The sequence below is a fragment of the Sphaerisporangium sp. NPDC049003 genome, from assembly GCF_043197795.1.
In the GTDB taxonomy this organism is placed as follows: Bacteria; Actinomycetota; Actinomycetes; order Streptosporangiales; family Streptosporangiaceae; genus Sphaerisporangium.
This window is the reverse complement of record NZ_JBICTU010000051.1, coordinates 1-12,211: the sequence shown is the minus strand read 5'-3', so window position 1 is coordinate 12,211 and position 12,211 is coordinate 1. Positions and strand designations below refer to the sequence as shown.

Genomic DNA, 12,211 nt, shown 5'->3' with positions numbered 1-12,211 from the left:
GGTAGACAAGAGCAGAAAAAGGAGATCCGTGTGACGTCGATCGGCCTTGCCGTGATCGGTGCGGGCTACTGGGGCCCGAACCTGGTGCGGAACGCGATGGCCACCCCGGAGCTGCGCCTTGAGTGGTTGTGCGACCTCGACGAGGAGCGTGCCAAGGCGGTGCTCGGCCGGTACACCACGGTGAGGGCGACGTCATCGGTAGAGCAGGTGCTGAAGGATCCGGCGGTGGAGGCGGTCGCGATCGCCACCCCGGCGCGGACCCACTTCGACCTGGTGCGCGCCGCCCTGGACGCCGGCAAGCACGTGCTGGTGGAGAAGCCGCTGACCCCGACCTACGAGGAGGGCGCCAAGCTCGTCGCCCTCGCGGAGGAGCGGGGCCGGGTGCTCATGCTCGACCACACCTTCTGCTACACCCCGGTGGTGCGCAGGATCCGCGACCTGATCGCCTCGGGCGAGCTCGGCGACGTGCAGTTCGTCGACTCGGTGCGCATCAACCTGGGCCTGGTCCAGCCCGACGTGGACGTGCTGTGGGACCTCGCGCCGCACGACCTGTCGATCCTCGACTTCGTGCTGCCCGAGGGCGTCACCCCGGTGGCGGTGGCGGCGCACACCTCCGACCCCATCGGCGCGGGGCGGCCGTGCCTGGCGTACCTGACCCTGTGGCTGTCGTCGGGGGCCATCGCCCACGTCCACGTCAACTGGCTCAGCCCGACCAAGATCCGTACGACCGTGATCGGCGGGTCGCGCCGCACGATCGTGTGGGACGACGTGAACCCGGCCCAGCGCCTCGCGGTGTACGACCGGGGGGTCGACCTCGCGACCGCCGGGGAAGACGTGCGCCGGGCGGCCCTCATCTCCTATCGGACCGGTGACGTCGTCGTACCGGCCCTGCCCGAGCGGGAGGCGCTCAGGGGCGTGATGCACGAGTTCGCGGCCTCGATCAAGGAGGGACGGGCCCCGCTGACCGACGGCCGGTCGGGGCTCCGCGTGCTCGCTCTGCTGGAAGCGGCAGGGCGGAGCATCCAGAATGACGGCAGACGAATCGACCTGGGGGGATCCGCTCGATGATTGAGAACAGCCGCTGTCTGGTGACCGGGGGCGCGGGCACGATCGGCTCCACGATCGTGGACCAGCTCCTCGCGGCGGGCGCGGGCGAGGTCGTCGTGCTCGACAACTTCGTCCGGGGCCGCAGGGCCAACCTGGCCAGGGCCGAGGAGATCGCCGAGGGCCGCCTGCGCGTGGTCGAGGGGGACATCCGCGACACCGCGCTCGTCCGCTCGGTGACCGAGGGCATGGACCTGGTCTTCCACCAGGCCGCCATCCGGATCACGCAGTGCGCCGAAGAGCCCCGGCTCGCCCTCCAAGTGCTGGTCGACGGCACGTACGAGGTCGTCGAGGCCGCGGCCGACGCCGGGGTGCGCAAGGTCATCGCCGCGTCCTCCGCCTCGGTCTACGGCCTGGCCACCGAGTTCCCGACGCGCGAGGACCACCACCCGTACGACAACGACACCCTGTACGGCGCGGCCAAGACCTTCAACGAGGGTCTGCTGCGCAGCTTCCACGCCATGCGCGGGCTCGACTACGTGGCCCTGCGCTACTTCAACGTCTACGGCCCCCGCATGGACATCCACGGCCTCTACACCGAGGTGCTGATCCGCTGGATGGACCGCATCGAGGCAGGTCAGCCGCCGCTCATCCTCGGCGACGGCCTGCAGACCATGGACTTCGTGTACACCGAGGACATCGCCCGCGCCAACCTGCTGGCGGCGTCGAGCGACGTCACCGACCAGGTCTTCAACATCGCCAGCTCCACCGAGACCAGCCTGCGCGGGCTCGCGGAGACCCTGATGTCGGTCATGGACGCGACCGAGCTGGGCCTGGAGTTCGGCCCGGCGCGCGCGGTCAACGGCGTGACCCGCCGCCTGGCCGACGTCGGCGCGGCGGCCGAGCGGCTCGGCTGGAAGGCCGAGGTGGACCTCGAAGAGGGCCTGCGCCGCCTCGTCGCCTGGTGGCGCGCCGAGAAGACCCGGTGAACGACCTGCTCGTGTACGGCGCGGGCACGCGCTACGACGGGGTGAGCGGCACCGACCGGCACATGGCCGACCGGCTGAGCGAGTACCTCGACGTGCTCTACGTCGACCCGCCGCGCCCCGTGCGCTCCGGGATTCGCGACCCCGAGACCGGTGAGGCCGGGCACGTGCTGCGGCGGGTCCGCACCGGCCTGTGGCGGCTGAGTCCGGTCGCCCCGCCCGCCGCGTACCGTCCGGGGGTCGACCGCGTCACCGCGGCGCTCGCCCGTCAGGCCGTACGGGCCGCCGCCAGGAAGGCCGGGGGCACGATCACGGCCGTCGTCGTGGCGGGCACGACCGACCTGCTGGACGTGGCACGGGGGGCCCGGACGCTGAGGTACGTCACCGACGACCTGGTGGCGGGCGCCTCGCTGATCCGCATGTCGGCCACACGGCTGGCACGGGCCGAGAGCAGCATGACGTCCCGGGCCGGCGCGGTCGCCGTCGTCTCCCCCGACCTGGTGGAGCGCGTCGCGGGGCTCGGGCGCGCGGCGACCCTGGTGCCCAACGGGTGCGACGTCGCGGCGTACGCCGCCGTGGACGGCGCGCCGCTTCCCGCCGATCTTCCCGCCGAGCTGGCGGGGACACCGGTCGCCGGGTTCGTGGGGCACATCAACGCCCGCATCGACATCGCCCTTCTTGAGGCCGTCGCCGGCACCGGGGTGCCGCTGGTGCTGGTCGGCCCTAAGGCGGGCGACTACGAGCCCGAGCGGTGGCCCCGGCTCGCCGGGCGGCCCAACGTGTACTGGGTGGGGCGCAAGCCTTACGAGGAGCTGCCGTCCTACCTGCGGCTCATCGACGTCGGCCTGACGCCGTACGCCGACAGCGCGTTCAACAGGGCGAGCTTCCCGCTGAAGACGCTGGAGTACCTCGCGGCGGGGCGCGGGGTGGTCTCCACGGAGCTGCCGGCGACCGCCTGGCTGGACGCCGGGCCGCTGATACCCGTCGCCAGGACCCCTGAGGAGTTCGCCGCCGCCGTGACGGCGGAGCTGCGCGCTCCCCGTACGGCCGCGCTCGCCGAGCGCCGGCGGGCCTTCGCGGCGCGGCACGACTGGACCCAAAGGGTCCGCCGGTTGGCGGGCCTTCTCGACTTGGAGATCAAGGAGGTGGCCGGGCGATGATCCCGGTGATGCGGCCGTGGTTCGGCCCGGAGGAGGAAGCCGCCGTGGGCGAGGTCATCGCCTCCGGCTGGGTCGCGCAGGGGCCGAAGGTGGCCGAGTTCGAGCGGGCCTTCGCGGCGAGCGTCGAGGCGGGTCACGGGGTGGCCGCCTCGTCCTGTACGACCGCCCTGCACCTCGCGCTGGTGCTGGCGGGTGTGGGGCCGGGCGACGAGGTGGTGGTGCCGTCGCTGTCGTTCATCGCGACCGCGAACGTGGTCCGGTACACCGGCGCCACGCCGGTGTTCGCCGACGTCGACGCGGCGACGGGGAACCTCACCGCCAAGACCGTCGACGCCGCGCGCTCGCCCCGCACCCGTGCGGTGATCGTCGTACACCAGGCGGGCGTGCCCGCCGACGTCGAGGAGATCCGCGCCGCCCACGAGGGGCTGACGCTGGTCGAGGACGCCGCCTGCGCCGCCGGCTCGATCTACCGCGACCGGCCCGTGGGCGCGGGCTCGGCCGTGTCCGCCTGGTCCTTCCACCCGCGCAAGCTGCTCACGACCGGCGAGGGCGGGATGCTCACCACCGACGATCCCGAGTGGACGACCCGGGCGCGCCGGCTGCGCGAGCACGGCATGAGCGTGAGCGCCGCGGAGCGTCACGCCAGCGGCTCCACCGCGCCCGAGGAGTACACCGAGGTCGGGTTCAACTACCGGATGACCGATCTGCAGGCCGCCGTGGGGCTCGTGCAGCTGCGCAGGCTCCCCGAGCTGATCGCCCGCCGCCGGGCGCTGGCGGCGCGCTACCAGGAGCTGCTGGCCGACATCCCTGGCCTCGCCACGGTCCGCGACCCCGCGTACGGGAGGTCGAACTTCCAGTCGTTCTGGATCGCGCTCCCCGACGACTTCCCGATGGGCCGCAACGAGCTGCTGGGCTTCCTCGCCGAGCGGGGGATCTCGGCCCGCCGTGGCATCATGGCCGCGCATCTGGAGCCCGCCTACGCGGACGTACTGGCCGCCGAGCTTCCGGCGACCGAGTGGCTGACCCGCAACTCGCTGATCCTCCCGCTCTTCCACGCGATGACCGAGTCCGAGCAGGACCAGGTCGTCGAGGCCCTGCACACCGCCGCGGCACTCTGACCGGTGCATCCCCTCGCCCTGGAGACCTGACCGTGCGCATTCTGGTGTACCCCCACGCCATGGAGGTCGGCGGCAGCCAGCTCAACGCCGTCGAGCTGGCCGCCGCCGTCCAGCGGCTGGGCCACGAGGTGAGCGTGATCGGCGAGCCGGGCCCGCTCGTCGGCCACGTCACTGACGCGGGCCTGGAGCACCTGCCGCTGAGCCCGGAGCGGCGGAGGCCGTCCCCCACGACGGTACGGCTGCTGCGCGACCTCGCCGTCCAGCGCGGTCTCGACGTGGTCCACGGGTACGAGTGGCCGCCGGGGGTGGAGGCCTTCTACGCGAGCCTGCGCGGCCCGGCCGCCGCCGTCTGCACGATCATGTCGATGTCGGTGGCGCCGTTCCTGCCGTCCTCGCTGCCCCTGGTCGTGGGCACCCGTGAGATCCAGGAGCGGGCCGCCCCCGGTCGGCGGCACGTCCACCTCATCGAGCCGCCGGTCGACGTGGCGGCCAACGCCCCGGGCCATCCGGTGGAGGCCTTCCGCCACGAGTTCGGCCTTTCCGGCCACGTCCTCGGCGAGGGTCCGCTCGACGTCGTCGTCGTCGGGCGGCTGGTGCCGGAGCTCAAGCTGGAGGGGCTGCTCACCGCGATCGACGTGACCGGCCGCCTGGCGGGCGAGCTGGACGTGCGGCTCGTCGTGGTCGGCGACGGCCCGGCGAGGGCCGAGGTGGAGGAGCGCGCCGCCGCGGCCAACGCGGCGGCCGGGCGCCGCGTGGTCGTGCTGACGGGGCAGCTCCTCGACCCGAGACCCGCCTACGCCGCGGCGTCCGTCTGCCTCGGCATGGGCGGCTCCGCGCTGCGGTCCCTGGCGTTCGCCAAGCCCCTCATCGTGCAGGGCGAGCACGGCTTCTTCGAGCTGCTGACGCCGGAGACCGAGAAGACGTTCCTTGGCCAGGGCTGGTACGGCCTCGGCGACGGGCGCGAGACGGGCGGGCCCCGCCTTGAGGCCCTGCTCCGCAGACTGCACGCCGGCCCCGGCCTGCGCCACGAGCTGGGCGAGTACGGCAGGCGCCTGGTCGTGGAACGCTTCAGCCTGGAGCGCGCGGCACGCGTCCAGGTGGAGATCTACGAGCGGGCGGTCACCGAACGCCCGGCCGCCCTCGACGCCCTGGGCACCGCGGCGGGCGTCCTGAACTACAAACTCCGCCGCCGCTACGACCGCCTGCGCGGCACCCACGCCCGCGACGACTTCAACACCGTCGCCAAGGCCCGCGGATGACCCGCCCAGACCGCCGTCCCCATGCCGGCACCGCGAGACACCCAGGCCACCGCCTCGGCGCTGTGACGGGGAGTCGATCGTGACCGACGTCGAGACCTCCTCGCTGCGGGCCAAGGCGGGCAGGGCGCTCGGGTGGAGCTTCATCAGCACCCTGGCCGCCCGCTTCGGCACGCTGGCGATCGGCATCACGCTGGCCCGGGTCCTCGGTCCCACCGAGTTCGGCACGTTCGCCGTCGCGCTCGTCGCGCTGCTCGCCATGCTGAGCATCAACGAGCTGGGCGTGAGCCTCGCCATCGTCCGCTGGCCCGACGACCCCCGCGCGATCGTGCCCACGGTCGCCACGCTCTCGGCCGGGTTCAGCGTGCTGGTCTGCGCGGGCTTCATGCTCGGCGCCCCCGCGTTCGCCGAGGCGATGGGCAACCCCGCCGCGACCGGCCCGGTACGGGTGCTCGCCCTCAGCGTCGTGACCAACGGCCTGGTCTCGACCTCGGCGGCGCTGATGCAGCGCAACTTCATGCAGGGCCGCAAGATGATCGCCGACCAGGTGGACAACTGGCTCGGCGCGCTGATCTCGCTCACGCTCGCCTTCCTCGGGTGGGGGGCGATGAGCCTGGCGGTCGGGCGGGTCTGCGGCTCGCTGGCGGGCGGGATCCTGCTGGTCTCCTTCGCGCCCGAACGGCTGCGGTTCGGCTTCGACCGTGAGGTGGCGCGGCGGCTCGTCAGGTTCGGCCTGCCGCTCGCCGGGGCGTCGCTGCTGGTCTTCGCCGTCGGCTACGCGGACCAGATCGTCGTCGGCCACGTGCTCGGGTCCACGGCCCTCGGCTTCTACGTCCTCGCCGTCAACCTGTCCGGGTGGCCGGTGGCGGTGTTCTCCCAGCCGGTGCGCGCGGTCGCTCCCGCCGCCTTCTCGCGGCTCCAGCATGACCGCCCCACGCTCAACCGGTCGTTCGTCGCCGTCGCGGCGCTGCTCGTCGGCCTGACGCTTCCGGTCTGCCTCCTTCTCAGCGGGGCCGCGCCCGCGATCATCCGGTTCGTCTACGGGGACCAGTGGGAGCCCGCCGCGATCGCCCTCGCCGGTCTGGGCGTCCTCGTCGGCCTACGGATCTTCTTCGAGCTGGTCTACGACTACCTCGTGGTCCTCGAACGGTCGCGCGCGGTGCTCGCCGTACAGGGCCTCTGGCTGGTCGCCCTCGTCCCGGCGATGTGGATCGGCGTCAACGCGGACGGCCTGCGGGGCGCCGCCATCGCGCTGGTCGCCGTCGCGGGTGTCGTGGTCCTGCCCGCCTATCTGTGGCAGCTCGGCCGCTCCGGCGTCCGCGTCGCCGACCTCGCGCGCGAGCTGTGGCCGGCCCTGCTCGCCGCGCTCGCCGTCGGCGGCTTCGCCGTGCTGGCGCGGCGGGCCATCGGCCCCGACCTCGGGGTGCTCGCCGCCGCCGGTACGGTCGGGATGCTGGTCGTGGCCCTGTACGGCTACCGCAAGCGCCGGGTGCTGCAGGACATCAAGGAGACGGCATGACCATGGAGATCGCATGATCAGGGAGATCGCATGGCCCCCTTGCTGATCGTCGGGGCCGGCGGTTTCGCCCGCGAGACCGCGCAGGCCGTCCACGCGGTCAACGACGTCTCCCCCACCTGGGAGCTGCTCGGCTTTCTGGACGACGATCCCCGCAGGCACGGCACCGTCGTGGACGGCGTGCCCGTACTGGGCGGTTCCGGCGAGGCGCTGGAGCGCGACGACGCGCGCATCGTGGTCTGCACGGGAAACTCCCGCGACTACGCCAGCCGCGCGCGCATCGTCGCCCGTCTCGGCCTGCCCCCGGAGCGGTACGCGACCCTGGTCCACCCCGGCGCGAGCGTGTCCCGGTCGTGCGCGATCGGCCCGGGATCGGTCGTGCTCGCCCAGGTGGTGCTGACCGCCTCGGTCACGGTGGGGGCCCACGTGAGCGTGATGCCCCACGTGACGCTCACCCACGACGACGTGGTCGGCGACTACGCCACGGTGGCCGCGGGCGCCCGGCTGGCCGGGGGCGTCCACGTCGGACGCGGGGCCTACGTCGGCTCCGGCGCCCTCGTGCGCGAGACCCTCACCATCGGCTCCTACGCCCTCGTCGGCATGGGCTCCGTGGTCCTCCAGGACATCCCGGCCCATGAGATCTGGGCCGGCGTACCCGCCCGTTTCATCCGAGCAAGCACCGTTGATGATGGAGCACTGACATGATCCCGTTCGTCGACCTGAAAGCCGCCCATGCCGAGGTGGCCGAGGAGGTGCTCCAGGGCTTCGACCGGGTTCTCCAGAACACCGCCTTCGTCCAGGGGCCGGACGTCGCCGCCTTCGAGAAGGAGTTCGCGGCCTTCTCCGGTGTGCCGCACTGCGTGGGCGTGGGCAACGGCACCGACGCCATCGAGCTGGCCCTGCGGGCGTGCGACCTGCCGCCCGGCTCCGGGGCCGTGCTCCCCGCCAACACCTTCGTCGCCACCGCCGAGGCCGTCGTACGGGCCGGCCTGCGACCGGTCCTGGCCGACTGCGACGACGACCACCTCCTGCTCGACCCCGAGTCCGCGGCCGCCGTCGCCGGCCCCGGCACCTCGGCGATCCTCCCGGTCCACCTGTACGGCCAGCAGGCCCCCATGGCCGCCGTGCGCCGGCTCGCCGAGCGGCACGGCCTCACCGTCGTCGAGGACGCCGCGCAGTCCCAGGGCTCGGACCAGGCGGGACGCCCGCCGGTCGGCCTGGCCGCGACGAGCTTCTACCCGGGCAAGAACCTCGGAGCGTACGGCGAGGCGGGAGCCGTGCTCACCTCCTCACCGGAGTCGGCCCGCTCCGTCCGGCTGCTGACCAGCCACGGCAGCGAGGTCAAGTACCAGCACGAGACACTCGGCTTCAACTCCCGGCTGGACACCCTCCAGGCGGTGGTGCTGCGGGCCAAGCTGAAGCGCCTGGCCCGGTGGAACGAACTGCGCCGCGCGGCGGCCGACCGCTACGAGGCCCTCCTGTCCGGCATCGAAGGGGTACGGCTGCCGCGCACGGCGCCGGGCAACGTCCATGTCTGGCACCTGTACGTCATCAGGGTGCCCGAACGCGACAAGGTGGTGGCCGGGCTCCAGGAGGCCGGGGTGCAGGCCCAGATCCACTACCCGGTGCCGGTCCACCTCCAGCCGGCGTTCCGCCACCTCGGCCACGGTCCCGGCGACTTCCCGGTGACCGAGAGGGCGGCCACCGAGATCCTCTCGCTCCCCATGCACCCCCACCTGACGCCCACCCAGCAGGAACAGGTCGCCGAGACGTTGGACAAGGTCCTGCGCCAACTCTGAACCGATGCTGTAGGGGGCCCGTCGTACGGCAAGCGCGTAAAGCCCACAAAGAACCGCACCATCCGCACTCGCATCGTCCCCCGCATGGCACGACCAAATAGGCCCACCCGTCACCCACGGCGCGTGGGCACCCAATTGCCACCCACCCCAGCGAAAACCACCCGACAGGGCGGAGCATGCCACCTAACGCCCAACCGCTTGCCTCGGTGGAACCGAGCCATGCATTGAACACGGTGCCTTAGCAGTCCTCCGCACAGTAATACGACCCTCCGGCAACCGATGAAGGGTTGTGAGGTGGTCCGGCACCGGATTCTCGACCGCTTGATCAGCGGCTGGTCCGAGCCGGTCGCCGCATCACTGATCAGGACTTTCGACACTCGCCGAGGAAGGCGTTCCACCCTGCACGGTCGATGATCAAGGAGCCGCCGTCCCGGTTCTTGGAGTCCCGGAGCGCGTAGCGGTCGTCTACGCGGGCGACTTCTACACAGTTGTTTCCTTGGCCTTGACTGCGACTGCTCTTTCGCCAGACGGTGCGGGACAGATCGAGATGATGCGTGCCAGTTGTGCCCCGCCCTGCTTCACTCGTCATCGCGTAGCCCTTCCTTGATGACATTCAGCAACTTGATCGATTGGGCTGGACCAAGGGCGATTGCCCGGAGATGGTCGAACATCAGCGTATATCGCATGACCTGTTCGGTCTCCTCCAAATACATACCGTCTGGCGCTAGTTCGAGGTAGATGACCGGTGCGAAGAAATCGGAGCTCGGGAAGTCGAGGATCACGAATGGTCCGGTGAGTCCCGGGTGGGCTCCTGCGGAGTTCCGGATGACTTGAATCGTGATGTTCGGCTGATCCCTGAGATCGATGAGCCGTTGAAGTTGCTCACGCATCGTGTCCACCCCACCTACGGGACGTCGGACCACAGCCTCGTCGATGACGATCCACAGCTTGGGTTCCCCACCCTCCGGAGTGAGGAGTTGTTGCCGTGCCATACGTGCTTCGGTGCGGCGTTTGACCTCTTGAGGGTCGACGACGGGCGCCGCTCGGATCACGGCCCGGGCGTAAGCCTCCGTTTGGAGAAGCCCTGGGATCAGGAGTGGCTCGAAGTTCCTGATCACGGACGCCTGTACTTCGAGATCGTTGTACGAGCCGGTGAAGACGTCGCGATACTCGGTCCACCAGCCCTTTTGCCGGGCCTGCCGGGCGAGGGCGATGAGCGCCTCTCGTCGTGGTCCGTGTACGTCATAGAGGTCGAGTAGGTCCCGAAGGTCGCCTGTCGTAACACCGGAGCGAGCACTCTCGACCCGCCATACCTTCGTCGCGTGCCAGTCCAGGCGCTCGGCGATTTCCTCTCGGGCGAAGCCGGCCGCCTCACGGAGACGCTCCAGCTCGGCGGCGAGCCTGCGCTGCCGGATGGTGGGGTTCACACGTTGCGGCATCTTGCGCCTTCCACTCATTTCCGATGACTTCTGTACATATGGGCGTTCTTAACCAAGACATAAGCCCCAAACAGCGACTCCTCTCAGTGCAATCACCACTAAAGGTCAGGTGTAATTTTCTAGAGTTTTTGGATTCAGGTTGCAGATTAGTAGCGGTGCAGTCACTCTCGGTAGAGCTTGCCATCGATCCTGCTGCCACGCAGGGAAATACGAGCACCGGAGGTGACCAGGTATGACGACGAGCCACGCAGAGAGCATGAGCGTCCCCCCTCAAACATCGGGGCTTCTATCCGGGTGGACTCTGATCCCGAACTCGCGCGAAACAGACGACGTGCTTCGCGTTCGGACGATCCGGCACGAGACCTTCCACGCCACGGAAGACCAGGTCTCGCAGGCGCGCCACGTCACCCAGCAAACCCTTCTCGATCACCCGGCCGCCGAGATCGCAGTGCTCCTGGTATCCGAATTGACGTCGAACTCCATAAGGCACAGTGGGTCGCGGTTCTTCACGCTCGCGATCATCCGAACCTTCGACGAAGAGCTTCACGTCAAGGTGAGCGACGAAGGGCACAACGGCCTGCCGCGTCTGCTCGGCGGCGATCTCACTGATGAGAGTGGCCGAGACATCCGCCTTGTCGACACCCTCTCCAAGCAATGGGGCATCACCCGCCGACGCGGGTCGGGTATGGCGGTGTGGTTCGACGTCGATGAGGACCTGCCGGAGGGCTGGCTCGATTTGCTGATACCGGACGCGAGCTGACGAGTATTGCGTGGAAAGGGGCGCTGGCATGCCGTACCTCAGCGATAGCGACCGGCAAGCTCTTCGCCTGGCTTCGGAGCTGCGTCGGCGTATGCAGGGCTGGCTCAATCAACGCGGAGTCCCCGTAAGCCTGCTTGTCTCCCCCTTCGTTGACCGCACCGGGCAGGCAAGTGTGCTGATCCGCATGAACACTCACGCCGCCCTTGCCCTGATCGCCGGCTTCGAAGAACAGCGGTTTCAAGCTCGAAAGCAACGCCTATGTGCCCCCTACCAGGTCCGGATCTGGCCGCCGAATGAAGAGCGCGTGTGAGGTCTCGTCCGATCGTCACATGCCGAGATTGGGCCCTCAGTCCCACGACGCGCGTCCTACGCAGACACGTCGAACGAGATCCACACGTCGGGCGGCCGGTCGGGACGGCCTTGTACCGGTCTGCGCTCCTGGCACCATGCATCACCGACGATCTCGGTGGCGACGCATGGTGCCTGAAGTGCAGTGCTGCCAAATTGTCGTCCCGGAAGGCCACTTGCCATGGTCCCGGATGCCTAGGGCCGTCGCGTTTCCTGGGTCTCCCATGTGTCGCTCAGCGAGTGACAAACCCGCTCTGTTGATCTTTCGGGCTGCGCGTGATCTTGACCTTGGTTGCGTCCGGGTGGGGCAATCAGCCGCCTCGTCATGATCTCGTCGCCGCTCCTGTCGTGGAAATTGGTCGCGCCACGTCAACTGGTTCCGGTGACACCTTGACCGGTGCGGCCAACCCAGCCTCAAGGAGCGCCCATGGTCCTCGAACGTTCGCGAGCCGGCCGGGGGCCGCTTCTCCTCCTGCTGGCCTGCGCCCTCCAACTCACCGTGCCGGGCGCGGCGCTGTCGGAAGCCCGCGCAGGGGCACCGAGCACGTCGGACTGCGTTTCCACACCGCTTGAGTACAGAGCCGCGTGGGAACAGCGGGAGGTCAGGTGCGTCTCGCCTTCCTTGTTCGGTACCACGCACACCCGCGGCAGCACTTCGCCTTATCCCAGCGGCTTCTGGTACGCGTGGGCGCCCTCTCTGTCAGACTCTTGTGAGACATAGGACGAATGAGTCCTCATGATGTGAAACAGAGCTAGACAGGACGATCGAGACAGTGACGATGACC

At 70.1% G+C, this 12,211-nt stretch carries 12 protein-coding genes; 10 read left to right on the top strand and 2 right to left on the bottom strand.

What is annotated here, in order from left to right; translation table 11 throughout:
- The first annotated feature begins 30 nt into the window (after positions 1-30).
- The 8 genes from ACGFIV_RS34445 (at position 31) to ACGFIV_RS34410 (ending at position 8,879) form a co-directional block, all read left to right on the top strand.
- Positions 31-1,068 (top strand): Gfo/Idh/MocA family oxidoreductase, encoded by a 1,038-nt coding sequence (locus ACGFIV_RS34445; RefSeq protein WP_358547616.1) that lies wholly within the window; start codon positions 31-33, stop codon positions 1,066-1,068.
- Complete coding sequence (locus ACGFIV_RS34440) at positions 1,065-2,033, top strand: NAD-dependent epimerase/dehydratase family protein (RefSeq protein ID WP_358547618.1); 969 nt, start codon at positions 1,065-1,067, stop codon at positions 2,031-2,033. Before ACGFIV_RS34445 ends, ACGFIV_RS34440 begins: the two co-directional genes overlap by 4 nt.
- Positions 2,030-3,190, top strand: a complete 1,161-nt coding sequence (locus tag ACGFIV_RS34435) for a glycosyltransferase (RefSeq protein ID WP_358547621.1) — start codon at positions 2,030-2,032, stop codon at positions 3,188-3,190. Before ACGFIV_RS34440 ends, ACGFIV_RS34435 begins: the two co-directional genes overlap by 4 nt.
- Positions 3,187-4,308, top strand: coding sequence for a DegT/DnrJ/EryC1/StrS family aminotransferase (locus ACGFIV_RS34430; RefSeq protein ID WP_392839220.1), 1,122 nt, complete (start codon positions 3,187-3,189; stop codon positions 4,306-4,308). Before ACGFIV_RS34435 ends, ACGFIV_RS34430 begins: the two co-directional genes overlap by 4 nt.
- 32 nt (positions 4,309-4,340) lie before the next feature.
- A complete protein-coding gene (locus tag ACGFIV_RS34425) occupies positions 4,341-5,567 on the top strand; it encodes a glycosyltransferase (RefSeq protein ID WP_358547627.1) in 1,227 nt (408 codons plus the stop codon).
- 79 nt (positions 5,568-5,646) lie between these two features.
- The gene (locus ACGFIV_RS34420) at positions 5,647-7,083 is read left to right on the top strand and encodes an oligosaccharide flippase family protein (protein WP_358547630.1); all 1,437 of its coding nucleotides are present in this window, start codon (positions 5,647-5,649) and stop codon (positions 7,081-7,083) included.
- A 30-nt stretch (positions 7,084-7,113) separates the two neighbouring features.
- Positions 7,114-7,785 (top strand): acetyltransferase, encoded by a 672-nt coding sequence (locus tag ACGFIV_RS34415; RefSeq protein ID WP_392839218.1) that lies wholly within the window; start codon positions 7,114-7,116, stop codon positions 7,783-7,785.
- Positions 7,782-8,879 (top strand): DegT/DnrJ/EryC1/StrS family aminotransferase, encoded by a 1,098-nt coding sequence (locus tag ACGFIV_RS34410; RefSeq protein WP_358547635.1) that lies wholly within the window; start codon positions 7,782-7,784, stop codon positions 8,877-8,879. The genes ACGFIV_RS34415 and ACGFIV_RS34410 overlap by 4 nt, the downstream gene beginning before the upstream one ends.
- Positions 8,880-9,240: 361 nt before the next feature.
- Here ACGFIV_RS34410 and ACGFIV_RS34405 read toward each other — a convergent pair whose 3' ends face one another.
- Both ACGFIV_RS34405 and ACGFIV_RS34400 read right to left on the bottom strand, forming a co-directional pair.
- Entirely contained in the window at positions 9,241-9,468 is a 228-nt protein-coding gene (locus tag ACGFIV_RS34405; protein WP_392839215.1) for a DUF397 domain-containing protein, read from the bottom strand.
- Positions 9,458-10,306: a helix-turn-helix domain-containing protein gene (locus ACGFIV_RS34400; protein ID WP_392839213.1), complete on the bottom strand. Its 849-nt coding sequence runs from the start codon at positions 10,304-10,306 to the stop codon at positions 9,458-9,460. The genes ACGFIV_RS34405 and ACGFIV_RS34400 overlap by 11 nt, the downstream gene beginning before the upstream one ends.
- A gap of 244 nt (positions 10,307-10,550) precedes the next feature.
- Between ACGFIV_RS34400 and ACGFIV_RS34395 the strand changes: the two genes are divergently transcribed.
- Positions 10,551-11,078, top strand: a complete 528-nt coding sequence (locus ACGFIV_RS34395) for an ATP-binding protein (protein ID WP_392839211.1) — start codon at positions 10,551-10,553, stop codon at positions 11,076-11,078.
- A 28-nt stretch (positions 11,079-11,106) separates the two neighbouring features.
- The gene (locus ACGFIV_RS34390) at positions 11,107-11,388 is read left to right on the top strand and encodes a hypothetical protein (RefSeq protein WP_392839209.1); all 282 of its coding nucleotides are present in this window, start codon (positions 11,107-11,109) and stop codon (positions 11,386-11,388) included.
- Positions 11,389-12,211 lie beyond the last annotated feature (823 nt).

Coding starts and splice junctions, on each gene's coding strand:
- ACGFIV_RS34440 (WP_358547618.1), top strand. CDS start 1,065: ATGATTGAGAACAGCCGCTGTCTGGTGACCGGGGGCGCGGGCACGATC.
- ACGFIV_RS34430 (WP_392839220.1), top strand. CDS start 3,187: ATGATCCCGGTGATGCGGCCGTGGTTCGGCCCGGAGGAGGAAGCCGCC.
- ACGFIV_RS34415 (WP_392839218.1), top strand. CDS start 7,114: ATGGCCCCCTTGCTGATCGTCGGGGCCGGCGGTTTCGCCCGCGAGACC.
- ACGFIV_RS34410 (WP_358547635.1), top strand. CDS start 7,782: ATGATCCCGTTCGTCGACCTGAAAGCCGCCCATGCCGAGGTGGCCGAG.
- ACGFIV_RS34405 (WP_392839215.1), bottom strand. CDS start 9,468: ATGACGAGTGAAGCAGGGCGGGGCACAACTGGCACGCATCATCTCGAT.
- ACGFIV_RS34395 (WP_392839211.1), top strand. CDS start 10,551: ATGACGACGAGCCACGCAGAGAGCATGAGCGTCCCCCCTCAAACATCG.
- ACGFIV_RS34390 (WP_392839209.1), top strand. CDS start 11,107: ATGCCGTACCTCAGCGATAGCGACCGGCAAGCTCTTCGCCTGGCTTCG.